This is a genomic window from Mesorhizobium sp. RCAM 05099, from assembly GCF_059683685.1.
On record NZ_CM185035.1, the window covers coordinates 1080492 to 1103529 of the forward strand.

General features: G+C 64.3%; 19 protein-coding genes and 1 riboswitch. Of the genes, 9 read left to right on the forward strand and 10 right to left on the reverse strand.

Annotated elements, in window-relative coordinates:
* The first annotated feature begins 70 nt into the window (after positions 1–70).
* Positions 71–1726 (forward strand): hypothetical protein, encoded by a 1656-nt coding sequence (locus AC56QQ_RS05285; RefSeq protein ID WP_497125823.1) that lies wholly within the window; start codon positions 71–73, stop codon positions 1724–1726.
* Positions 1727–1802: 76 nt separating this feature from the next.
* Here AC56QQ_RS05285 and AC56QQ_RS05290 read toward each other — a convergent pair whose 3' ends face one another.
* The 3 genes from AC56QQ_RS05290 to AC56QQ_RS05300 are packed head-to-tail and all read right to left on the reverse strand — an operon-like array spanning position 1803 to position 4528.
* A complete protein-coding gene (locus tag AC56QQ_RS05290; protein WP_497125824.1) occupies positions 1803–2045 on the reverse strand; it encodes a type II toxin-antitoxin system CcdA family antitoxin in 243 nt (80 codons plus the stop codon).
* 16 nt (positions 2046–2061) lie between these two features.
* Positions 2062–3882 carry an ABC-F family ATP-binding cassette domain-containing protein gene (locus AC56QQ_RS05295; protein WP_497125825.1) on the reverse strand — a complete coding sequence of 607 codons (1821 nt, stop codon included), beginning with the start codon at positions 3880–3882 and terminating at the stop codon, positions 2062–2064.
* Position 3883: 1 nt separating this feature from the next.
* Entirely contained in the window at positions 3884–4528 is a 645-nt protein-coding gene (locus AC56QQ_RS05300) for a thiamine diphosphokinase (RefSeq protein WP_489858224.1), read from the reverse strand.
* An 88-nt stretch (positions 4529–4616) separates the two neighbouring features.
* Positions 4617–4731: riboswitch (TPP riboswitch) on the forward strand.
* Positions 4732–4774: 43 nt separating this feature from the next.
* On the opposite strand from AC56QQ_RS05300, the gene thiB reads away from it, so the two are divergent.
* The 4 genes from thiB (at position 4775) to AC56QQ_RS05320 (ending at position 10159) form a co-directional block, all read left to right on the forward strand.
* Positions 4775–5773 (forward strand): thiamine ABC transporter substrate binding subunit, encoded by a 999-nt coding sequence (gene thiB / locus AC56QQ_RS05305; protein WP_497125826.1) that lies wholly within the window; start codon positions 4775–4777, stop codon positions 5771–5773.
* A gap of 257 nt (positions 5774–6030) precedes the next feature.
* Positions 6031–7656, forward strand: a complete 1626-nt coding sequence (thiP, locus tag AC56QQ_RS05310) for a thiamine/thiamine pyrophosphate ABC transporter permease (protein WP_497125827.1) — start codon at positions 6031–6033, stop codon at positions 7654–7656.
* Positions 7649–8431 (forward strand): thiamine ABC transporter ATP-binding protein, encoded by a 783-nt coding sequence (gene thiQ / locus AC56QQ_RS05315; protein WP_497125828.1) that lies wholly within the window; start codon positions 7649–7651, stop codon positions 8429–8431. Before thiP ends, thiQ begins: the two co-directional genes overlap by 8 nt.
* Before the next feature lie 258 nt (positions 8432–8689).
* Positions 8690–10159: a M48 family metalloprotease gene (locus tag AC56QQ_RS05320; protein ID WP_489858220.1), complete on the forward strand. Its 1470-nt coding sequence runs from the start codon at positions 8690–8692 to the stop codon at positions 10157–10159.
* Between the two features lie 45 nt (positions 10160–10204).
* Here the strand turns inward: AC56QQ_RS05320 and AC56QQ_RS05325 are convergent, their stop codons facing one another.
* On the reverse strand, positions 10205–11068 hold the full coding sequence (locus AC56QQ_RS05325; RefSeq protein WP_497125829.1) for an RNA polymerase factor sigma-32: 864 nt from the start codon (positions 11066–11068) through the stop codon (positions 10205–10207).
* A 327-nt stretch (positions 11069–11395) separates the two neighbouring features.
* Here AC56QQ_RS05325 and AC56QQ_RS05330 point away from each other — a divergent pair, with 327 nt between their 5' ends.
* The 3 genes from AC56QQ_RS05330 to AC56QQ_RS05340 all read left to right on the forward strand — a co-directional run bounded on the left by AC56QQ_RS05330 (position 11396) and on the right by AC56QQ_RS05340 (position 13774).
* Positions 11396–12169 (forward strand): amino acid ABC transporter substrate-binding protein, encoded by a 774-nt coding sequence (locus AC56QQ_RS05330; protein ID WP_091578743.1) that lies wholly within the window; start codon positions 11396–11398, stop codon positions 12167–12169.
* 154 nt (positions 12170–12323) lie between these two features.
* Positions 12324–13004, forward strand: a complete 681-nt coding sequence (locus tag AC56QQ_RS05335; protein WP_497125830.1) for an amino acid ABC transporter permease — start codon at positions 12324–12326, stop codon at positions 13002–13004.
* Positions 13001–13774: an amino acid ABC transporter ATP-binding protein gene (locus tag AC56QQ_RS05340; protein WP_497125831.1), complete on the forward strand. Its 774-nt coding sequence runs from the start codon at positions 13001–13003 to the stop codon at positions 13772–13774. Before AC56QQ_RS05335 ends, AC56QQ_RS05340 begins: the two co-directional genes overlap by 4 nt.
* Positions 13775–13858: 84 nt before the next feature.
* Here the strand turns inward: AC56QQ_RS05340 and AC56QQ_RS05345 are convergent, their stop codons facing one another.
* From AC56QQ_RS05345 to AC56QQ_RS05370, 6 genes are all read right to left on the reverse strand, one after another.
* On the reverse strand, positions 13859–14440 hold the full coding sequence (locus AC56QQ_RS05345; RefSeq protein ID WP_006327799.1) for a CarD family transcriptional regulator: 582 nt from the start codon (positions 14438–14440) through the stop codon (positions 13859–13861).
* A 370-nt stretch (positions 14441–14810) separates the two neighbouring features.
* Positions 14811–15149: a ferredoxin FdxA gene (gene fdxA, locus AC56QQ_RS05350; RefSeq protein WP_091578737.1), complete on the reverse strand. Its 339-nt coding sequence runs from the start codon at positions 15147–15149 to the stop codon at positions 14811–14813.
* Between the two features lie 236 nt (positions 15150–15385).
* Positions 15386–15784 (reverse strand): RNA-binding S4 domain-containing protein, encoded by a 399-nt coding sequence (locus tag AC56QQ_RS05355; RefSeq protein ID WP_497125832.1) that lies wholly within the window; start codon positions 15782–15784, stop codon positions 15386–15388.
* A 15-nt stretch (positions 15785–15799) separates the two neighbouring features.
* Positions 15800–19219 carry a helicase-related protein gene (locus AC56QQ_RS05360; RefSeq protein WP_497125833.1) on the reverse strand — a complete coding sequence of 1140 codons (3420 nt, stop codon included), beginning with the start codon at positions 19217–19219 and terminating at the stop codon, positions 15800–15802.
* 721 nt (positions 19220–19940) lie between these two features.
* Complete coding sequence (gene phbB, locus AC56QQ_RS05365) at positions 19941–20666, reverse strand: acetoacetyl-CoA reductase (protein ID WP_497125834.1); 726 nt, start codon at positions 20664–20666, stop codon at positions 19941–19943.
* Positions 20667–20858: 192 nt separating this feature from the next.
* Positions 20859–22043, reverse strand: a complete 1185-nt coding sequence (locus tag AC56QQ_RS05370) for an acetyl-CoA C-acetyltransferase (protein WP_497125835.1) — start codon at positions 22041–22043, stop codon at positions 20859–20861.
* A gap of 306 nt (positions 22044–22349) precedes the next feature.
* Between AC56QQ_RS05370 and phaR the strand changes: the two genes are divergently transcribed.
* The gene (phaR, locus tag AC56QQ_RS05375) at positions 22350–22961 is read left to right on the forward strand and encodes a polyhydroxyalkanoate synthesis repressor PhaR (RefSeq protein ID WP_489858212.1); all 612 of its coding nucleotides are present in this window, start codon (positions 22350–22352) and stop codon (positions 22959–22961) included.
* The last annotated feature ends 77 nt before the right edge of the window (positions 22962–23038 follow it).

A 23038-nucleotide genomic window follows, 5' to 3' on the forward strand; every position in this document is an offset into this window, starting at 1 on the left:
GAAGCCTTTCCGGGCATCGCGGCTGATTTGCGGGGGCCGGCGCGGAAACAAAATACAGGTCGACTGAAGCATGGCAGATTTCGTTGCTGTTCTGAAAAAAACGATAGACAACCTCAGCGATCAGTCGCCGGAGATGCGGGCGAGGGTCTATGACAAGGCCCGCTCGACGATCGCAGCGAAGATTGCCCAGCGCGATCCGCCGCTGTCGCCGTCGGATGCCGCCAAGCAGAAGCGCGGTCTGGAAGATGCGATCTCCAGTGTCGAGCGGGACTATACCAAGGGCGTGCCGGAGACGGATCCGCTCGCCGAGCTGGAACACATCTTTTCCTCCATCGACCGCAACAAGAACCAGCCGAGCCACACGCGCCAGCCGGTGAAGGCGGAGCCTGCGTGGCCGGCGCCTCCCGCCCCCAAACCAGAGCCTTACCGGCCAGCGCCGCCGCCCGTGGCCAAGGCCGAGCCAAGCTGGCCAAAGCCGACGCCGGCCCCTTCCGTGCCTTCCCGCGCCGAGGCGACCCATGCGGGGATGGACGGTGAGGCGGATGACGACGAGGTCGATGTCTTTGCCAGCAACGAAGAGCCGGTGTCGGACACTTTCCAGCGCCTGCGCCCCGCCGAACGCAAGCGCAGCTATGGCGGGCTGATCGCCGCCGTCGCTGTCTTGCTGGTCGTTGCCGGCGGTGGCTACGGCATCTGGCTCAACAAGGATGCCTTCAGCAAGATGCTGGGGCTTGACGGTACCAAGGTCGCGAAGACCGAACCGGTCAAACCGGCGCCGGCCAAACCAGCGACCGACGCCGCAGCTCCGGCGCCCGCGGCGGGCGGCACCGAAGCCGAAGGCACGAAGTTCACCCAACGGCTGACGCCGCAGGGCAGTGAAGTCGACCCCGGCCCGGCCGCTGGACAGAGCGGCATAGGCGAGGGTGAATCGGTTGCCGCGTTGACCACGCCGCCATCGGCGACGAACGCGCCCGCCGCACCACCACCGGCGGTCCCCGTACCGGCCGCCGGCACGCCAGCCGCTGCGGCGCCGGCTGCGACGTCGCCGGCGGCGGGCGCCACGCCTGCGACACCGCCTGTCAACGGAGCCGCACCGGCGGCGCCGGCCGATGCCGCCGCCCCGCCAGCACCGGCGGGTGCCGCGCCGACGGCGCCGGCGCAGGCCGCGTTGCCGGTCGGCCAGAAGGCGATCTTCTATGAAGAGCGCACCAGCACCGCCCAGGGGTCGGCGGAGCCGGGCAACATCGTGTGGTCGCTGGTGCAGGAATCGCCCGGCGGTGACCTGCCGCCGGAACCGGCGATCCGCGCCGAGGCAACCATTCCCGGCAAGGACATCCAGTTGCGCATGACCATCCGCCGCAACACCGACCAGACCCTGCCGGCCAGCCATATCATCGAGATGATCTTCCTGACGCCCGACGGCTTCGAGGGCGGCGGCGTCGACAACATCCTGCGCGTCGCCATGAAAAGCTCCGAACAGGATGCCGGCAGTCCGCTGATCGGCATTCCAGCCAAGATCGCCGACGGCTTCTTCCTCGTCGCGCTCAACGACACCAAGGCCGATGAGGACGCCAATCTGACCTTGCTGCGTGGCCAGGACTGGATCGACGTGCCGGTGGTCTACAAGACCGGACGGCGGGCGCTGCTGACCATGGAAAAGGGCATTCCCGGCGAGAAGGTGTTCGACGAGGCGATCAAGGCCTGGCAGGCGAAGACGGCGGGCTGAGAAGGCCTTCTGGTGGATGCGGTTGGGTGCCCTCCCAGAAGCCGTCAGAGGGCTGGCTGGAGGTTGCGGCGCGGTATCAAAACAGCCGATACTTGGCTAGGGGCAGCCCATTTCGACTGACATAGGCGTTCCAGCCTGCAATGGTGGCCTTGTTCTCTTCCTGCCATCGATGCGTCTTTTCCGCAGCAATCGCTTTCGCGATGCCCGCCTCGGCGGCGCGCGAGATGTCGATGCCCAAGGCTTTGGCATCTTCGATCAGCTGAGAACTGATTGGTATATTGACCGGTCTTGGCTGTGGTTTCGATTTCGGCCGAAGCACGGAGCTTGCCTCCTCTTTACCCTTCCATTTCCTCGCGCAGCATCTCCAGCTCCAGCCATTCCTCCTCCAGCGCAGCCAGCGTCGCGCGCTCCTTGTCGAGGGCGGCGATGGTCTTCTGGAACGAGGCCGGATCGCGCTCGTAATAGGCCGGATCGGCGATGTTGTTTTCCAGTCGCGAGATCGAAGCGGTCACCGCCTCGATTTTCTTGGGCAACGATTCCAGGGCGAATTTCTGCTTGAAAGACAGCTTCTTCGCCGGTCCCTTTGGGGCGGCCGCCTCGCTCTTGGCCTGTGCTGGCGTATCGCCGGCCTCGGCCTTGGCGCGGGCCTTGCGGTCGTCGAGCCCGGTGCCGCCACGCTGCGCCAGCATGTCGGAATAGCCGCCGGCATATTCGATCCAGCGGCCATCGCCGTCGGGTGCGATGATGCTGGTCACGGTGCGGTCGAGAAAATCGCGGTCGTGGCTGACCAGGATGACCGTGCCGGCAAAACCGGCAACCAGTTCCTGCAACAGTTCCAGCGTCTCCATGTCGAGATCGTTGGTCGGCTCATCGAGCACCAGAAGGTTTGCCGGTCGCGCCAGCACGCGCGCCAGCAGCAGCCGCGCCCGCTCACCGCCGGAAAGCTCGCGCACCGGCGTGCGCGCCTGCTCCGGCTTGAACAGGAAATCCTTCATGTAGGAGACGACGTGGCGCTGTTCGCCATTGATGACGAGGTTCTCGCCGCGCCCGTCGGTGAGGTACTGCGCCAGCGTCTCCTGGGGGTCGACCGCCTCGCGTTTCTGGTCGAGCGTGGCGATTTCAAGATTGGTGCCGAGCCGCACGGAACCTGCATCGGGCTTCATCTCGCCGGTCAGCATCTTCAGCAGCGTCGTCTTGCCGGCGCCGTTCGGCCCGACCAGGCCGACGCGATCGCCGCGCTGGATGCGGGTCGAAAACCCCTTGACCACGGTCAGATCGCCAAAACTCTTCTCGATGTTCCTGGCTTCGATCACCAGCTTGCCGGACTCGGCGGCGTCGCTCGCCACCATGGTGGCCGAGCCTTCGGCGCCGCGATGGCCGCGAAAACGCTGGCGCATGGTCTGCAACTCGCCAAGCCGGCGCATGTTGCGCTTGCGCCGCGCCGTCACGCCATAGCGCAGCCAGTGTTCTTCGCGCACGATCTGGCGGCCGAGCTTGTGCTGCTCGCGTTCTTCCTCTTCCAGCACCTGGTCGCGCCATTCCTCGAAGTGGCCGAAACCCTTGTCCAGCCTGCGGGTCTGGCCGCGATCGAGCCAGATGGTGGCGCGCGATACGCGCTCGAGGAAGCGGCGGTCGTGCGAGATGACGACCAGTGCCGAGGAGGTGCGGACGAGCTCCTCTTCCAGCCATTCGATGACAGACAGATCGAGATGATTGGTCGGCTCATCAAGCAGCAGGATGTCGGGCTCCGGCGCCATGACGCGGGCAAGGGCCGCGCGCCTGGCCTCACCGCCGGAAAGATCGTTCGGCCGCTCCTCGCCTGTGAGACCGAGATGCTCCATCAAATAACTGGCGCGGTAGGGATCGTCGGCAGGACCAAGTCCCGCCTCGACATAGGCGCGCACCGTCGCGAAACCCTCCATGTCGGGCATCTGCGGCAAATAGCGGACGGTCGCCGAAGGCTGGCGGAAAACCTCGCCGTCCTGCGGCTCGATCAGGCCGGCGGCGATCTTGAGCAGCGTCGACTTGCCAGAACCGTTGCGGCCGACTAGCGCGATCTTGTCGCCGGCGGAAGCCGTCAAGGTGGCACCATCGAGCAGCGGCGTGCCGCCGAAGGTCAGTTTTATCCCGTCGAGATTGAGAAGGGGCGGGGCCATATCAGCTTTCGGGTAATGGATAGGGGTGAGCGAGCAGCATCGCGCGGCCATGATCCAGGGCGATTCCGAGGCGGCCCTTGACCTCGTTGGAAATGGTCAGCGACGAGCCGAACGCCACCTTCACGTGGTTCAGCGGCCATTTGGCGCCCGTGACGGTCAGGCCGGCAAGCTCGGAAAAGCCGAGCACCGAAAACAGCGTGCCGTCGGCATAGTCGAAGCCAGCCGTTCCGTACAGCAGGGGGACAGCTTCCTGGGCGCCGCTGGTCAGAAGCACCTCGGTCCCGGCTTCGGCCAGCCGCAGGCCAAGCGCCATATGCAGGAAGGCGTGGTCGGCGCGCTTGCCGCCGAAAGCGCCGGCGAGCACAAGGCTGGTCGCGCCGCGTTCGAACGCGGCGGCGATGGCCAGTTCGCCGTCGGTCTTGTCCTTCTCCGCCGGAAAGGTCCGGCGGGGCACGGCGGCGAGAGCATCCGGCAGATTGGCCGGCACCGAATCGAAATCACCCACCCACAGTTCCGGGACAAGGCCGAGCAGCCGCGCATGACCGATGCCGGCGTCGGCGGCGATCACGCGGGAACCCTCGACCTGGCGGTCGAGCCGGGGCGTGCGGATGAGATCGCCGCCAAGCAGGATGGTGAATGTGCTCATATCTTGTGGCCCTTACCAGCCCGGCAACGGAAACGGAAGGCCGGCAGACTCCCACTTGCGCGGTTCATCGGCCGGGCCTATGTGTCGAAACGCTCTAACGGGGTGCCGGACGCGATCTTCGCGGACCGGCTGAGAGGCAGTCTCGCCAACCCGCTGAACCTGATCCGGTTTGTACCGGCGGAGGGATTAGACGTTTCGGACAGTCCGACGCCTCAATTCCTTTCAATTCGAACGAAGGAGGCGCCGATGCGCACGCTTTTATACTCTCTTGTCTCGGCAATGATCGTGGTGCTATCCGGGCCGGCCTTGGCCAAGGACAAGCTCACCATCTACACTTATGAGAGCTTCACCGCCGACTGGGGGCCCGGTCCGGTGGTGAAGAAGGAATTCGAAGCCGAATGCGGCTGCGATGTCGACTTCGTTTCGGTCGCCGATGGCGTGGCGCTGCTCAACCGCGTCAAGCTGGAAGGGGCATCGACCAAGGCCGATATCGTGCTTGGCCTCGACACCAATCTAACCGCCGATGCCAAGGCCACCGGCCTGTTCGCGCCGCATGGCGCGGTGGCGGACATCAACGTGCCGGGCGGCTGGAGCGACGACACCTTCGTGCCGTTCGACTATGGCTATTTCGCCGTCGTCTACGACACCGAGAAGCTTAAGACACCGCCCAAGAGCCTGAAGGACCTGGTCGAGGGCAGCGCCGACGACAAGATCGTCATCCAGGATCCGCGCACCTCGACGCCGGGCCTCGGCCTGCTGTTGTGGGTGAAGTCGGTCTATGGCGACAAGGCGCCGGAAGCCTGGGCCAAGCTCAAGGCGAAGGTGCTGACCGTGACGCCGGGCTGGAGCGAAGCCTATGGCCTGTTCACCAAGGGCGAGGCGCCAATGGTGCTGTCCTACACCACCTCGCCGGCCTACCATATGGTCGCCGAGAACACCGAGCGCTACCAGGCGGCGTCCTTCGAGGAGGGCGAGTACCTGCAGATCGAGGTTGCCGGCATCACCACGACAGGCGCGAAAAATCCGCTGGCGGAAAAGTTCATGACCTTCATGACCGGACCGAAATTCCAGGACGCCATCCCCGAGACCAACTGGATGTTCCCCGCCGGCAAGACCGACAAGCCGCTCAACCCGGCCTTCGACAAACTGGTCAAGCCGACCAAGACCTTGCTGTTCAGCCCGGAGGAGGTCGCGGCCAACCGCAAGGCCTGGGTCGATGAATGGCTGGCGGTGATGAGCAAATAGGGTTCAAACCGCGTCGGATGTTTATGCCAAGCCACCCCCCTCTGGCCTGCCGGCCATCTCCCCCGCAAGGAGGGAGATTGGCAGCTCTTTCGCCTCGCTCATTCCTGTCACTTCGCAGATTGGCCCAGGCGGTGGAACGCGCAATCTCCCCCCTTGCGGGGGAGATGTCCGGAAGGACAGAGGGGGGTGGGTGGGAACTCGAGCCGAGCCAAGAATTTACTTCGATCAGCACCCGTTGCGGCGTTGGGTAGCGCGACATGCATACGCGCCATCCGACCGATCCCCGCATCACCGTCGGCATTGTCGCGCTTGCCGCGATCGCGCTGCTGATTGGCGGCGCGTTTGCCGGCCTGCTTTTCGAAGGCGCCCATGACTTTTCTGGCGCATGGGCAGCCTTCGATCCCTACCTCCTGCGTATCGTGCGCTTCACGCTGTGGCAGGCGGCACTTTCGACGCTGCTTTCCGTCGGCCCGGCACTGTTCGTGGCGCGCGCCCTGTCGCGCCATCCACGTTTCCTAGGCCGCGCCTTCATCCTGCAGCTTTTCGCCGTGCCGTTGGCGCTGCCGGCCATCGTCGCGGCTCTCGGCATCCTCGCTCTCTATGGCCGCGCCGGCTATTTCGCCGGCGCGCTCACGATGATCGGTGGTGGAACCTGGCCGGGCATCTATGGCCTGTCCGGCATTCTCGTGGCGCATGTCTTCTTCAACCTGCCGCTGGCGACAAGGCTGTTCCTCGAGGCGCTACAGACCATCCCGGCCGACCAATGGCGGCTGGCGAGCCAGCTCGGCATGGGAGCCCGGCCGGCATACCGGCTGATCGAGTGGCCGACGCTGCGGGCATCCGTGCCAGGGGTTGCCGGGCTTGTCTTCATGCTCTGCATCACATCCTTCACGATCGTGCTGACGCTTGGCGGCGGCCCGGCCGCGACGACACTCGAAGTCGGCATCTATCAGGCGCTGCGCTTCGACTTCGATCCCGCGCGGGCCATCACGCTGACATTGCTGCAGATCGCGTTGACCTTTGTCGCGGCGCTGGCACTGACGCGGCTCGGTGCCAGCGCTGTCGGCGACACCAGCCTGCCGGTCGCGCCGCGCCGCTATCTTTCCGTCAGTGGGACCGAGACCTCGCTGAACGTCGTGCTGATCGTGCTTGCGCTGGTGTTCGTTGTCGGACCGATGGCGGCGACGGTGATGGCCGGGCTTGGCGCCGATCTCGGCCGGCTGGCCGGTGAGGCCGCGGTGCGACAGGCGACGCTGACCAGTGTGGTGCTCGCCTTCCTGTCAGCCCTGCTTTCGGTGATGCTGTCGCTGGCGCTGACCATCGCACGCCGTGCGCTGGCGCTGGCTCGCCGCGCCGGCGCAAGGACGCTGCTCGAACATGCCACCGATACGGGCGCCGGTTTCGTCCTCGTCGTGCCGCCGGTCGTCATCGGCGCCGGCTGGTTCCTGTTGCTGCGTCATGTCGGCGATGTCTTCGCCATCGCCCCGGTCATGGTCGTCACCGTCAACGCCGTGATGGCAATGCCGTTCGCGCTGCGCGCTGTCCGTCCCGCCTATGATGCGGCAAGCGAGCGCCACGAACGGCTCTGTGACCAGCTCGGCATTGCGGGCTGGAACCGGCTCATTCTGGTCGACTGGCCGTCGCTGCGGCGGCCGCTCGCGACTGCTTTCGCTTTTGCCATGGCGCTGTCGCTCGGCGATCTCGGCGTCATCGCGCTGTTCGGCAGTGATTCCGTGCAGACATTGCCCTACCTTCTCCTGGCGCGCATGGGCAGCTACCGCACCGAGGACGCCGCCGGCCTGGCGCTGCTGCTCGGCCTCGTCTGCCTCGCATTGATCATGGCGGCGCACTGGCTGGGAAGGGAGAAGATCCGGGATGCCTGACGGGGCGGCTAGCGGGCTTGAAAAAGGCGCTTCGGTGCGGCTGGACAAGGTGTCGTTCAGCTATGGCGAAGCGCCGCTCTTCTTCGATGTCGATTTCGCCACGGCGAAAATCACCGCCATCATGGGGCCGAGCGGTTCCGGCAAGTCGACGCTGCTCAATCTGATCGCAGGGTTCGAGATGCCGCAGTCCGGCCGCGTGCTGATCGGCGGCGCCGATGTCAGTGCCGAGCCGCCTTCGGCGCGGCCGGTGTCGATGGTGTTCCAGGAAAACAACCTTTTCGCCCATCTTTCCGTCGAGCAGAATGTCGGGCTCGGCCGTTCGCCGTCCCTGCGGCTGACCGAGGCTGATCAGACCGCCATCGCCGAGGCGTTGGAGCGCACCGGCCTTGCCGGTAAGGAAAGACGCCTGCCGCGCGAACTCTCCGGGGGTGAACGCCAGCGCGTCGCACTGGCTCGCGTGCTGGTGCGCGATCGTCCGGTGCTCCTGCTCGACGAACCCTTCGCTTCGCTCGGGCCGGCCTTGCGCGACGACATGCTCGACCTCATCGCCGCTGTGCACGCCGAACGCGGCATGACGGTGCTGTTCGTCACGCACCAGCCCGAAGATGCCCGCCGTATCGGTCAGCACGTGGTGTTCCTGGACAATGGCGTGGTGGCGGCGACCGGCAGGGCGGAAGATTTCTTTGCCGGGGCTGGTCCGGACGTGTTCCGGCGCTATGTCGGTGCAAGCGCCAGGGATGCCGTATCACGAGATGTTGCCCGGAAGCGGACATAATTTACGGCCAAACCGGATTCAGGCGATGCGGCGCTTGCTTGCCATGACTGGGGTAGTGTGGCTAGGTCCGCGCTACTGGTCCGGCACTGGCCGTGATTTGCCTACAGCATTCGCCGCCGTCCGGAAGGACGCACGACGGATACTGTAGCAGTTTGTTTTTTGCGCGTGACACGTTCCGAAGATCGCCCCCGATTTTCGTGGTCATGCGCCGGGACCTGAAAGGAAGCCGTTCTGGCGATCGGCATTAACAGATTACGAATGAATCCGCTGGCGCGCTTTTTGGCACTGGCCGGCTTTGCCGTGGCGCTGGCAAGCTGCCAGATGTTCACGCCTCCGGAAGTGCAGGAATCCGGCTTCCAGCCGTCCGACAGGCCGATCACCGTCGACAATGTCGGCGCCAACAACAAGCTTGCCGAACTGGCCAAGGCGCAGCATCCGCGCATCCTGGCCACCTATGGCGGCGAATATTCCGACCCCAAGCTCGAGCGCATGGTCGCCAAGGTGGTCGGCAACTTGACCGTGGTGTCGGCCAATCCGACGCAGACCTATCGCATCACCATCCTGAATTCGCCCAACGTCAACGCTTTCGCGTTGCCGGGCGGCTATCTCTACATCACCCGTGGCCTGCTGGCGCTGGCCAATGATTCGGCCGAGCTTGCGGCGGTCATCGCGCATGAGATGGGCCACGTCACCGCCAACCACGGCTTGCAGCGCCAGCAGCTGGAGGCCGAGGAAGGCCTCGCGACCAAGGTCGTCTCGGACGTGCTCGGCGACAGCCCGACCGCCAAAGCGGCGCTGATCCGCGGCAAGCTGAGACTCGCGCAGTTCTCGCGCAACCAGGAGCTGGAGGCCGACGCCATCGGCATCAAGTCGATCGGCGAAGCCGGTTACGATCCTTTCGCCGCCGGCCGCTTCCTGCAGTCGATGTCGGCCTATACCGACTTCCGCTCGATCAGCGGTGCCACCGATGCCAGCCTCGACTTCCTGGCGACGCATCCCAACACGCCGCAGCGCATCGATCTGGCGCAGCGCCACGCCCGCCAGTTCGGCGCGCCCGGCTTTGGCACCCGCGACCGCGATTCCTTCCTCGCCGGCATAGACGGCCTGCTCTATGGCGACACACCCGAAGAAGGCTATGTGCGCGGCGAGACCTTCCTGCATCCGGGCCTCGGCGTGTCCTTTTCGGTACCCGAGGGCTTCATTATCGACAATTCGGCGGCCGCGGTGACGGCAACCGGGCCGGGCGACATCGCGATCCGCTTCGATGGCGTCTCGATCGACAAGAACCGCGCGCTGACCGACTATATCCGCAGCGGCTGGGTGGCCGGTCTCGACGACAGCAGCGTCAAGCAGGAAACGATCAACGGCAACGAGGCGGCTACCGCGCATGCCGGCGCCGAAGGCTGGCAGTTCGACATCGCGGTGATCCGTGCCGGCGGCCAGGTCTATCGGCTGCTGACCGCGGCACCCTCGGCCAGCACATCGCTGGACACCGTGGCGCGTTCGGTGAGCGGGTCGTTCCGTATCCTCAGTGCTGCCGAAAAGGCGGCGTTGAAGCCGCTGCATATCCGCGTCGTCACGGTCCAGCCGGGACAGACGATGGGTTCGCTTTCGGCCCAGATGGTCGGCGTCGACCGCAAGCTCGACCTGTTCCGCGTGCTCAATGCGCTGTCGCCGGGCGCCGCGGTTTCGGCCGGCGACAAGGTCAAGATCGTCACTGACAAGTAAGCGTTCGTTGCAAGCTGGCGCGGGCGCCGATGCGCCCGCACGGCCTCAAGCGGCAGTCGCCAGAAATTCCGGGTTCTGCTTCACCAGCGCGACCTTGAGCTTTTCCATGGCACGGGCTTCGATCTGGCGGACGCGCTCCTTGGAAATGCCGAGCGTCTCGCCGAGCGCCTCGAGCGTCGCCCCCTCTTCACTCAGCCGGCGCTCCTCGATGATCCTCAGTTCGCGCGCGTTGAGCGCGCCAAGCGCTGCTCTGAGCCAGACCAAACGGCGCTCGACATCGATCGTGTCGCCGGCGACCTCGTCGGGCAGCGGATCGTCCGAGACCAGGAAATCCATGCGCTCGGTGGCACCCGCATCGTCGGCCAGCGGCATGTTGAGCGAGGAGTCGGGCGCCGACAGCCGTGAATCCATCATGGCGACATCGGCTTCGGAGACGCCGAGCGCGGCCGACACTTCCCGGTACAGCGTCGCATTGGACAGCGGTTCGGCACCATTCGCCAGACGGGCACGCAGGCGCCGCAGATTGAAGAACAACGCCTTCTGCGCCGAGCTGGTGCCGCCACGCACGATCGACCAGTTGCGCAGGATGTAGTCCTGCATCGAGGCGCGGATCCACCAGGTAGCGTAGGTCGAGAACCGCACTTCGCGCTCCGGCTCGAAGCGAGCCGCCGCTTCGAGCAGCCCGACATGACCCTCCTGGATCAGATCGCCAAGCGGCAGACCGTAGTGGCGGAATTTGGAAGCCATGGAAATGACCAGCCGCATATGGGCAACGGTGATGCTGTGCAGCGCGTTCTGGTCGTTGTCTTCCTTCCAGCGCAATGCGAGCCGATGTTCCTCGTCACGTTCGAGATAGGGCGCCTTCATTGCCGCGCGGACCATGATCCGTCCTGCTGTGTCTTCCATCATGAGGCGCTCCCTGGCTCAGGCGATACGGATGACTTGCAAGTTTGGCCAGGCGCCGGGTTGAAATGGCGGCGTCGTGCCCTAGAAACCCAGAACGTGCCATGCGCGGGAATGGTTCCGTGGCTGTTGCGAGGCGGATCGTGGTGCCTGAGAGGCGTCGGCGCTGACCGACAAGGGCGTCAATCGCCGCTGGAAACGGCCATCTAGAGAATCTGGTTTCAGAAACCCATTGTTTTTGAAATCCTGTTCCTTATTTTTTCGTCTTGCATCTGTCAGTTTCCAGCGCTCACAACATGCCGGATATCAGGCCAAGGACGGGATCACAGAAAAATGAAATGGCTCAAGTCGCTTATCGTCGCCGGAACGCTGCAGGTTCTGGCCGTCACCGCTGGCCATGCCGGCGCCAATCTCGACCAGATCAAGCAGGCCGGGGTCATCAAGGTCGGCACGGAAGGCACCTACGCACCGTTCACCTATCATGATGCAGCCGGCGCGCTGGTCGGCTTCGACGTCGAGATCGCCAAGGCGATCGGCGAGAAGCTCGGCGTCAAGGTGGAGTTCCTCGAAGGCAAGTGGGACGGGCTGATAGCCGGGCTCGACGCCAATCGCTATGACGCCGTCATCAACGAAGTCGGCATCACCGACGCCCGCAAGGCCAAGTATGACTTCTCCGATCCCTATATTGCCTCCAAGGCGGTGCTGATCGTGCGTGGCGACAACACCGACATCAAGACCTTCGCCGATCTCAAGGGCAAGAAGTCGGCGCAGTCATTGACCTCGAACTTCGGCAAGCTGGCCGAGACGAACGGCGCAGAGCTCGTCGGCACCGATGGGTTCGACCAGTCGATCCAGCTGCTTTTGACCGGCCGCGCAGACGCCACCATCAATGACAGCCTGTCGTTCCTCGACTTCAAGAAGCACAAGCCGGACGCCAATGTGAAGATCGCCGCGCAGGAAGAAAACGCCGACTATTCCGGCGTCATCGTGCGCAAGGGCGATCCGGAGCTGGTCGCCGCCATCAACAAGGCGCTGGCCGACATCAAGGCCGACGGCACCTACAAGAAAATCGCCGACACCTATTTCGGTCAGGACGTCTCGAAGTAGTTTCACGAGGCGGGCCGGTTGCCGGCCCATGCAAGGATGCCTGGCGGCGGACCGTCTTTTGACGGCCCGCCGCCTTTCGCGTGATATGGCGTGTTTGTTCGCGCTTCGATGAAGCCGTCTCGCCTGGAACGGCAATCGCAAGGAGGGGCCTTTCGTGCCGCACTGGCTGCAACTGATGCTGGAGTCGCTGCCTTCGCTTTTGTGGGCGGCGCTGATTTTCACCGTGCCGTTGACACTGCTTTCCTTCGCTCTTGGTCTGACTGTCGGCCTGGGCGCGGCACTTGCCCGGCTGTTCGGCCCGAAGCCGCTGGTCGCGCTTGTGCGCTTCTACGTCTGGATCTTCCGTGGCACGCCGCTCCTGGTGCAACTGTTCCTGATCTTCTACGGCCTGCCCTCGGCCGGTATCCTGCTTGATGCCTTTCCGGCGGCGTTGATCGGCTTCACGCTCAACATCGGCGCCTACACGTCGGAAATCATTCGCGCCGCCATCGGCTCGGTGCCGAAGGGCCAGTGGGAAGCCGCCTATTCGATCGGCATGACATGGAGCCAGGCGATGCGGCGCACCATCCTGCCGCAGGCCGGCCGGGTCGCGGTGCCGCCGCTCTCCAACACCTTCATCTCACTGGTCAAGGACACGTCGCTGGCCGCCGCCATCACCGTGCCGGAGATGTTCCAGGCGGCGCAGCGCATCGTCGCCACCACCTACGAGCCGCTGATCCTCTATGTCGAAGCGGCGATCCTCTACCTGGCGCTGAGCTCGGTGCTGTCGGCCTTGCAGACGCGGCTGGAGACCCGACTCAACCGCTATGGCGGCTTCCTGGAGGCGCGCTCATGATCGGCCTCACCAACATCGAAAAGCGCTTCGGCGACAATCTCGTGCTGAAGGGGGTGACGGTCACCATCGCCGAGGGCAGCGTCACCGCGCTGGTCGGCCCTTCGGGCGGCGGCAAGAGCACGCTGCTGCGCTGCATCAACCTGCTGGAGATCCCGACCTCGGGCACGGTGCGCATCGGCGATGAGATGCTTGAGTTCCGCCCCGGTGGCAAGGTCGCGGCAAAGGACATCCAGCGACTGCGCCTGCAGACCGGCATGGTGTTCCAGAACTTCCAACTGTTCCCGCATCGCACCGCGATAGAGAATGTCATGGAAGGGCTGGTGACGGTGCTGAAATGGCCACCCGAGAGGGCACGCGAGCGGGCGCTCGCCCTGCTGGAAAAGGTCGGCATGGCGCACAAGGCCGACGCCTGGCCGGCGACGCTGTCGGGCGGCCAGCAGCAACGCGTGGCGATCGCCGGGGCGCTGGCGCCATCGCCGAAAGTGCTGCTGTGCGACGAGCCGACCTCGGCGCTCGACCCGGAGCTGGCGCAAGAGGTGGTCGACGTGCTTGGCAAGCTTGCCAGCGAAGGAACGACCATGGTGATGGCGACGCATGATCTGCGCCTCGCCTCCAAGATCGCGCAGGAAGTAGTGTTTCTCGATGCCGGCGTCATCGTCGAGAAGGGGCCGGCCGCCGTGCTGTTCGGCAATCCCGAGCACCAGCGCACCAGGCGTTTCATCGCGACGCTGAAGCAGGAGGCGGAGAAGGAAGGTGGCGGCGAGGCATAGGCGCGGCTTTCACCTCGACTTCCCAAGAAAAACAAAAAACCCGGCGCGAGGCCGGGTTTTTCATGAACTCAAGGGCGGAAAAGCTCAGGCAGCTTCTTCCTGCTCGGCTTCCTCATTGTCGGCCTTGGCACCGCGCTTAGGGCCCTTGTTGAGGTTAACCTCGATCAGGCGCACGGCTTCGGTTTCCGACATGCGGTTGACGGCCGCGATCTCGCGGGCCATGCGGTCGAGCGCCGCCTCGTAAAGCTGGCGTTCGGAATAGGACTGCTCCGGCTGGTTGTCGGCGCGGTAGAGGTCGCGCACAACTTCCGAGATCGAGATCAGGTCGCCGGAATTGATCTTCGCATCATATTCCTGGGCGCGGCGCGACCACATGGTGCGCTTGACGCGGGCGCGGCCCTGCACGACCTTCAGCGCGCGCTCGACATAATCCTCTTCCGACAGCTTGCGCATGCCGATGGAGGTCGCCTTGGCGACCGGCACCTTCAGGCGCATCTTGTCCTTCTGGAAGTCGATGACAAACAGTTCCAGCTTGTGTCCAGCAACTTCCTGCTCGTCGATCGAGACGATCTGGCCGACGCCATGCGCCGGATAGACGATGTACTCGCCGGTCTTGAAACCGTGACGCGCAGCGGTGGACTTCTTCTGCGGGGTGATCGTTGCCATTACGCCCTGAACTCCTTGTTGTGGCGCCGGCGTCCTGCCGGCCCGAACTCGCGCGATCGGGGAAACCGATCGTTAGCCGCACAACAGACGAACCCACCGGAAAAGCCGGGACCGGCAAACCGCAGAGATTGCGACCGCCTGGCCCAGATCGCTCTGGTCCGGAATGGGATTTTCACCTTTCAGTGATTTGGGGCGTCTGCGCCATCAATCGACGTTGTGTCACCGGCATGTTTTGCTGATGTAGCACAAAAAGTCGGAAGAATCAAGGTTTTGCTGCGTAAGCGAAGGCCACACGCAATCGCCGCCTGTCAAGGCGGTCAATGTGTCGTCCCTGTTACGTTGCGTAATACCGCTCTTTACGGCGGTGTTGTCAATCACCTTCGCCCGGCTCGGCCGAGAAGTATTTCTCGAACTTGCCGGCCTCGCCGTCGAACGATTTGGCGTCGGCTGGCGGCTCCTTCTTGGCGGTGATGTTAGGCCATTTCTCGGCATATTCGGTGTTGATCTGCAGCCATTTGTCGAGGCCGGGCTCGGTGTCGGGCTTGATCGCGTCTGCCGGACATTCCGGCTCGCAGACGCCGCAGTCGATGCACTCGTCAGGATGGATGACGAGCATGTTCTCGCCTTCGTAGAAACAGTCGACCGGACAGACTTCGATGCAGTCCATATATTTGCATTTGATGCAATTGTCGGTCACGACATAGGTCATCGGTCGGCTCCGGGACGTCCCATTTTTGTTGGGCTTTTTCCGTCAGGTAACGCCTTTGCCCGCCGCTTGCAAGGGCGGCGGTCGCCAGTGGCGCCAGGGTTTTCGGAATGAAATTCCAGACGGCCGGCGCGGCCGAGGCCCGACATGCCCGGCGGAGTGTCCTGTTTGCCGGTTCCGGGGTTTGTTTTGTGCATGTCGTTGGCCCAAAACCGCTGCGCGCCATGGGCCGGCATGCATCAGTCGTCGCCGAGCAAGTGGTCGGTCTGGCGGCGTTCCTTCTTGGTCGGGCGGCCGCTACCGGCCTCTCGCAGTGCCGGCATAGCGTCGGGAATGGCTTCACCCTTTTGCGCCGGCGGTGGCGACATATCCTCGTAGAGGGTGCGGGCTTCCTCGGCAGGGCCGCGCCGCGCACCGGCGCCGAGCACCTTCCAGATGAAGATGCGCCGTTCGAGCGTGATGGTCAGGACGTCGCCAGGCTTGACCAGATCGGAGGCCTGCGCTGCTTTGTCGCGATTGATGCGCACGCGGCCGGCGACCACCAGTTTCGCCGCCAGCGAGCGCGATTTCACGGCGCGCGAGAAGAACAGCCATTTGTCGATGCGCTGGCGGTCTCTCGCGGCGGTCGGGGCAACCATCGAAGCGCGCCGAGCCTACTTCTTCAACTGATCGCGCAACGCGGCGAGCTTGGCAAAGGGCGAGTCCGGATCGAAGCGCGCCGGGCGCTCTTCGCGCGGCTTTGGCTGGAAGGCGGGCTTTCCGCCTTGCGGACCACCCTTGCCTTCCGGCCTGCCGCCCTTCCAGTCGGGCCGGCCTTCGCGGCGGTCTGGACGCTCGCCTTGCGGCCGGCCTTCACGCCGCTGTTCGCCTTCGCCCTGCGGCTTGGGTTTGAACTTCGAGCGGTCGAAGCGCGGCTTGCCGGCGCCGTCGCGCCGGCCTTCATGGGCAGGACGCTCTCCAGGCGTGGCTGCAGCCTGCGTGCCTCCGGCATCGGCCGGGGCATCGCTTCGGCCGCGCGCGGCTTGTCCGTTGCGCGGGCGATTGTTCCTGCGGTTGTCTTCGCGATGGCGCGGCCGCTGATCGAAACGGCCCTGACGCCACAACAGGATGGGCTTCGGAGCTTCCGCTTCTGGTGCGGGTTCGCCGTCCGTGGCCTCCGCCACCGCGGGCTCCGCCGCGTCCGTCGCAGGCGCAGCATCCGACGCCAGCCCGGCCGGTGCGGCTTCTGCCACCGGTGCGGCTTCAATCTCGGCGGCCTCAGGCTCTGCCTGCGGTTCAACCGGCGCGGGTTCGGCGGTTTCGGCCGCGGCCAAGGCTGCGGGCGCGTCGTCTTGCACCGTTTCGACCTGAGCGCCCGGCTGTTCTTCCACGGCAGGTTCCGCCGCAGCGTCCACGGTGATTTCGGCTGCAATTTCAGTTGCCGTTTCTGAAACGTCTACCGCGTCCGATGCCGGCTCTGAACCTTCGGCTGGCGTTTCGGCGGCGGCATGCGCCGCCGCGTCTTCCGCTGCCTTGGCCTGCTCCGCGCGTGCTGTCTCTTCCGCCGCCAGCTTCGCCGCCGCCGCCTCGCGCGCGGCGTTGTCCTGCGCTTCGAGCCGGGCCTTCACTTCGGCCGGCGGCTTCGGCTCGGCGCGATAGCCGAGGCCTTTCAGGATTTCTTCCATGTCGTCGGCGGTGGCGCCGAGGATCGACATCATCGGCGGCGTCACCATGAAGGACTGGCCGTCATACGCACCGTCCGGCCGCTGGCCGAGACCGGGTTTCCAGTTGGTCGCCGGACGGATCAGGTCCGCCAGCCGCTCCAGAATGTCGATGCGCACGGCGCGGCGGCCGAGATTGCGGTAGCCGGCGAGCTTGTAGAACGTCTTGTCGAAGGTCGGGTCGATAACCACCGAGGTGCGGCCGGAAGCGAGCGCATGGACCACGTCGCCAAAGCCGGGCTTGTCCTTGCCGTCATTCTTCAGCGCCCACAGCAGCGTCACTAGTCCGGCCGGTGCCGGCTTGATCAGCGCCGGCACGAAGACATGATAGGCGCCGAAGCGCACGCCAAGCCGGCGAAGCGCGGCACGGCCCTCCTGGTCGAGCGACTTCATCTCCTCGGCGATGTCGCGGCGGTTTATAAGGCCAAAATTCTCGACAAGCTGGAAAGCAATGCCACGGCCTATGCCGGAAATCTGGTCGGCGTTCTTCAGGTCGACCAGCGGCTTCAGCAGCGTTTCGATCTGGAAATTGACGAAACGCTCGGCACGCGCCGCGACCTTGTCGCGCGCCGGGCCGGTCAGTTGTTCGTCGGCCAGCAGCACTAGGCGGGGCTTCAGCGCGTCTTCGCCAGCGACCAGCGTGCCGATCGGCGCGCCGATCCAGCGCAGCGTGCCATCCGAGCCGAGCGCGATATCGCCATTGGCGCAAGCGCCGAAGCGTTCGGCACGCGCCTCGAATTCGGCGGCCAGCGCCTTCTGGGCGGCGGTGCGTACCGCCTTGGCGTCCTCGCCGCCGGCGCTCTGGTCGGCGGTGAAGCGGAACCCTTGCAACTCGCCGACATGATGGCCTTCGACAAGGACGGTTCCGGTTGGGCTTATTTCGGCTTCAGGCATGGTATTTTCTCTAAGGCGCCGCATGAGGACGGAAGTCCTGCGGTCTACGAAGCGTTTCGTCAACCGCTCATGCAGCGCATCCGACAATCTGTCTTCGATTTCGCGCGTCTTTTCCTGCCAGTGTGCCTGATCGGCCAGCCAGCCGGGCCGGTTCGACACGAATGTCCAGGTGCGGATCTGGGCGATGCGATGCGACAGCGTGTCGATGTCGCCCTCGGTGGTGTCGGCGCGGCGCACCTGCTCAGCCATGTAATTCTCGTCGACATGGCCATGCCGGGCGAGGTCCATATAGATGGAGGCGATCAGGTCGGCATGCTGGGCCGGCGCGATCTTGCGGTAATCGGGCAGGGCACAGGCTTCCCACAGCAGCGCCACGCGTTTGGCATCGGTGGCGAGGGCGCGGATGTCCTCGTCGCGCGACAGATATTCAAGCGCCTGGGCATCGACCGCCGGCAGCGCGCGGGTCAGGCCTTCGACCGGGGCGTTGGTCTCGATCGAGCGCTTCAACGTATCGAGGCTGGCGAAGTCGAAATGCGCGGTACGCCACTGCAGTACCTTCACCGGGTCGAAATCATGGCCTTCGATCTTCTTGACCAGATCCTCGTCCAGCGGATCGACCTGGCCGGTGACGCCAAAGGTGCCGTCGCGCAGATGCCGGCCGGCGCGGCCGGCGATCTGGCCGAGCTCGGCCGCCGACAGGTTTCGATATTGGAAACCGTCGAACTTGCGGTTCTGGGCAAAGGCGACGTGATCGAGATCGAGGTTGAGACCCATGCCAATGGCGTCGGTGGCGATGAGATAGTCGACATCGCCGGACTGGAACAGCTCCACCTGCGCGTTGCGGGTGCGCGGGCTAAGCGCCCCGAGCACGACGGCGGCACCACCTTGCTGACGGCGGATCAGCTCGGCGATGGCGTAGACCTCGTCGGCGGAGAAGGCGACGATCGCCGTGCGGCGCGGCAGGCGCGTCAGCTTCTTCGAGCCGGCATAGGCAAGATGCGACAGCCTTGGCCGCGTCACCACCGAGACGCCCTTCAGCAGGCGCTGAAGGATGCCCTGCATGGTGGCCGCGCCCAGCAGCAGCGTCTCCTGGCGGCCGCGCAGATGCAGGATGCGGTCGGTGAAGATGTGGCCGCGCTCGAGGTCGCCGGCAAGCTGTACTTCGTCGATGGCGACGAAGGCGGCGTCGGTCTCGCGCGGCATCGCTTCGACGGTGCAGACCGAGTATCTGGCGCCGGCCGGCTGGATCTTTTCCTCGCCGGTGATCAGCGCGACCTTGTGAGCGCCGACCTTTTCGCAGACGCGTGCGTAAACTTCCCGCGCGAGCAGCCTGAGCGGCAGGCCGATGATACCGCTCTCGTGCGCCACCATGCGCTCGATGGCGAGATGGGTCTTGCCGGTGTTGGTCGGCCCAAGCACGGCGGTCACGTCGCGTCCCGACAAGATCAGCGGCTCAGTGTGTTTCGGCTGGATGTTCATCGACCTGGAAATAAGGCTTTCTGGCCTCTCGTTGTCGGGAGCGTGCCTCGAGTGGCGCGTATGACAGCCGACACATAGGGATTTAAGGCGCGAAGCGAAAGCGGAATGTTCCGGCGAGGGCCCGAAGGCGGTCCTGTCAAGCTCTCAACCGGCCGCGGATTAACAGTTGGAACGAGTCTGGAACGAATCGGCGACGAATCAGTGACTCATCCAGATTCAGGTTTTGTTCACGGCTATATGTGGACTTTGCGACCGCGACTCTTACCACATGCTGAATCGCCGAACTGGCCCGTTTCATGCAGGGTGAGCCCTGTCGTTAACTTTGCCGGTGAACGACTGCAACGTTCTGGTTCGCCTCATCCAAGATAATGAAATTGTTGGTCTTTCTTAATTCGCGTTAAGGATCCGGCAGGCGATTCCGGCCGCTATCGTTAACGTTCCGCTCAAAGCCGGAACGAATCGGCGACGAATCAGCGATCGCGGAATATTCCTGTTTTGTTCACCACAATATCTTGTGTTGTAAACAGGTTATCCACCGAGAATCCACAGGTTTGCGGACGAGTTTCGCACAAGAGGTGTCACCGCCGTTAACCTTTGCGTGCCGGATTGGATCATCGCCCCGCAGCGGGGCCTTCACGGCAGCCGGGCTGCCTTAAAAACGGACCGGTTCCCGATCCGCCTGTCGCAGTGCGATTGCCTGTATGAGGCCGTTGTCCGGGTTTCAGGCGAAGTACTGGCCGCCATTGGCTGAGATGGTAGAGCCGGTGATGAAGCCGGCATCGTCGGAAGCGAGGAAGACGACGCAGCGCGCAATCTCTTCCGGCTCGCCGAGGCGGCCGACCGGGATCTGCGGGATGATGCGCTCGTTGAGCACCTTCTCGTCGATTGCCTTGACCATCTCGGTGGCGATGTAACCGGGGCAGATGACATTGACGGTGATGCCGGCTCGAGCGCCTTCCTGTGCAAGCGCCTTCGAAAAGCCGATGTCGCCGGCCTTGGCGGCGGAATAGTTGACCTGGCCGGCCTGACCCTTCTGGCCGTTGATCGACGAGATGGTGATGACGCGGCCGAACTTACGGTCGCGCATGCCGCTCCACAGCGGATGCGTCATGTTGAAGACGCCCGACAGGTTGGTGTCGATGACCTCTTTCCACTGTTCGCGCGTGATCTTGTGGAACATGGCATCGCGGGTGATGCCGGCATTGTTGACCAGCACCGAGATCGGGCCGAGATCGGCTTCGACCTGTTTGATGCCGGTGGCACAGGCGTCGTAGTCGGCGACCGACCATCTGTAGACCGGAATGCCGGTCTCGGCCTTGAATTTCGCCGCCGCGTCGTCGTTGCCGGCGTAGTTCGCCGCAACCGAATAGCCGGCGTTCTTCAATGCGATCGAGATCGTCGCGCCAATGCCGCGCGACCCGCCCGTAACGATTGCAACCTTGCTCATGCGTTTCCCCTTTTTGATATCGCCCTGTTGTCGGGCTTGGCAGGCACTGGATATGGACCGGGCGGCCAAAACGCGTCACCTGAAGTAAATTCAGGCGACGCGCTTTAGCTGTCTGTTTTCATTCATGTCGTCTTCCCAAAACCGCTGCGCACTTTTGGGCGACATGCATTCGCCGCCCGTCCAGTGCTCTCGTCAGAGCGCTTCCACGCACATGGCGACGCCCATGCCGCCGCCGATGCATAGGGTGGCGAGGCCTTTCTTGGCGCCACGGCGGCGCATCTCATAGACCAGCGTGTTGAAGATGCGGGCACCCGAAGCGCCGATCGGATGGCCGATGGCGATGGCGCCGCCATTGACGTTGACGATCGAAGGATCCCAGCCCATGTCCTTGTTGACGGCGCAGGCCTGGGCGGCAAAAGCCTCGTTGGCCTCGATCAGGTCGAGATCGCCGGCCGACCAGCCGGCCTTGGCCAGCGCCTTGCGCGAAGCCGGAATGGGTCCGGTGCCCATGATCGCCGGATCGACGCCGGCGGTCGCCCAGGAGGCGATGCGCGCCAGCGGCGTGATGCCGCGCCTTGCGGCTTCCGCCTCGGTCATCAGCAGCGCGCCGGCGGCGCCGTCATTGATGCCGGAAGCGTTGGCGGCAGTCACCGTGCCGTCCTTGTCGAAAGCCGGCTTCAACTTGGTCATGGCGTCGATCGTGGCGCCGTGGCGGATGTATTCGTCCTGGTCGACGATGGTGTCGCCCTTCTTGCCCTTGATGGTGAAGGCGACGATCTCGTCCTTGAACTTGCCGGCCTTCTGTGCGGCCTCGGCCTTGTTCTGGGAGGCCAGCGCGAACTGGTCCTGGTCGTCGCGGGTGATCTGGAACTGGCGGGCGACGTTTTCGGCGGTGTTGCCCATGTGATAGCCGTTGAAGGCATCCCACAGCCCGTCCTTGATCATGGTGTCGATCATCTTGTAGTCGCCCATCTTGACGCCGGCGCGCAGGTGTTCCGCGTGCGGCGACAGCGACATCGATTCCTGGCCGCCGGCGACGATCACCTTGGCGTCGCCGGTGGCGATCTGCTGCATGCCCAGAGCAATGGCGCGCAGGCCCGAGCCGCAAACCTGGTTGAGGCCCCAGGCGGTGGTTTCCTTGGGCAGGCCGGCAATGATCGAAGCCTGGCGGGCCGGGTTTTGGCCCTGGGCGGCGGTCAGCACTTGGCCGAGGATAACCTCGTCGACCTCGGCGGCTTCGACACCGGCACGCGACAAGAGTTCCCTGACGACGACAGCACCGAGTTCATGCGCCGGGGTAGCGGCGAAGGCACCATTGAAGGAGCCGACGGCCGTGCGTGCGGCACTGGCGACAACGATGGAATTGGCAGAGGACATGTTCTTCTCCAGACTTCGAGCTGTCGTGTTTTTGGGCATTGTTGGGGGACTTTTCTTGCCCTTTCCATGATCCAAGTCAAACCTGAAAATGGACATGGCGCCCACGCGCCGCAACCAGGCCGCATGTCGCCACGGCGGCGGTCCCTGCATTGCTGCGCAGCATATTTTGCCTGCTATGCAGCATTATATGATCCCGCACTGCACAAACTGCTTGGAATTATGAGGCTTTTGCGCATATCCTCGAAAAAGGCACAATCGTTACCGGCGGCTTACTCAGCGCGTGCCGGTGTCCCGGGGAGGATGCAGATGGCCGCGAAAGACGATCCGATCATCATCAAGAAATACGCCAATCGCCGCCTCTACAACACCGGCACCAGCACTTATGTGACGCTTGAGGACCTCGCCGAGATGGTCAAGAAGGGCGAGGAGTTCACCGTCCAGGACGCCAAGACCGGTGACGACATCACGCATCCGGTGCTGACCCAGATCATCTTCGAGCTGGAGAACAAGGATGGGCAGAACATGCTGCCGATCCCGTTTCTGCGCCAGTTGATCGCTTACTATGGCGACCAGATGCAGATGATCGTGCCGAGCTTTCTCGAACAGTCCATGCTGGCCTTCTCCAAGGAGCAGGAACGGTTTCGCGAGCAGATGAAGGGCGCGCTCGGCAAGTCGCCGCTGGACATGATGAAGATCACCACGCCCATCAAGGCGCTGGAAGAGCAGACACGCCGCAACATGGAAATGTTCCAGAATGCCATGCGTCTGTTCACGCCGTTCCCGCCCGTGGGTCCCGGTGCCGCCGCCGCGCCGACGCCCGAGCCGGCCAGGAAGGAAACGCCGGAAAAGCCCGATGACCTTCAGGAACTGAAGGACCAGATCGCGGCCATGCAGCGCAAGCTCGACACCATGTCGTGAGACATCCGGATCGAAAGATCCAATAGGCAGCGGCGCGTCGGATTGCCGTGAGCCTTGAGCGCGTGGCGCTGAAACGA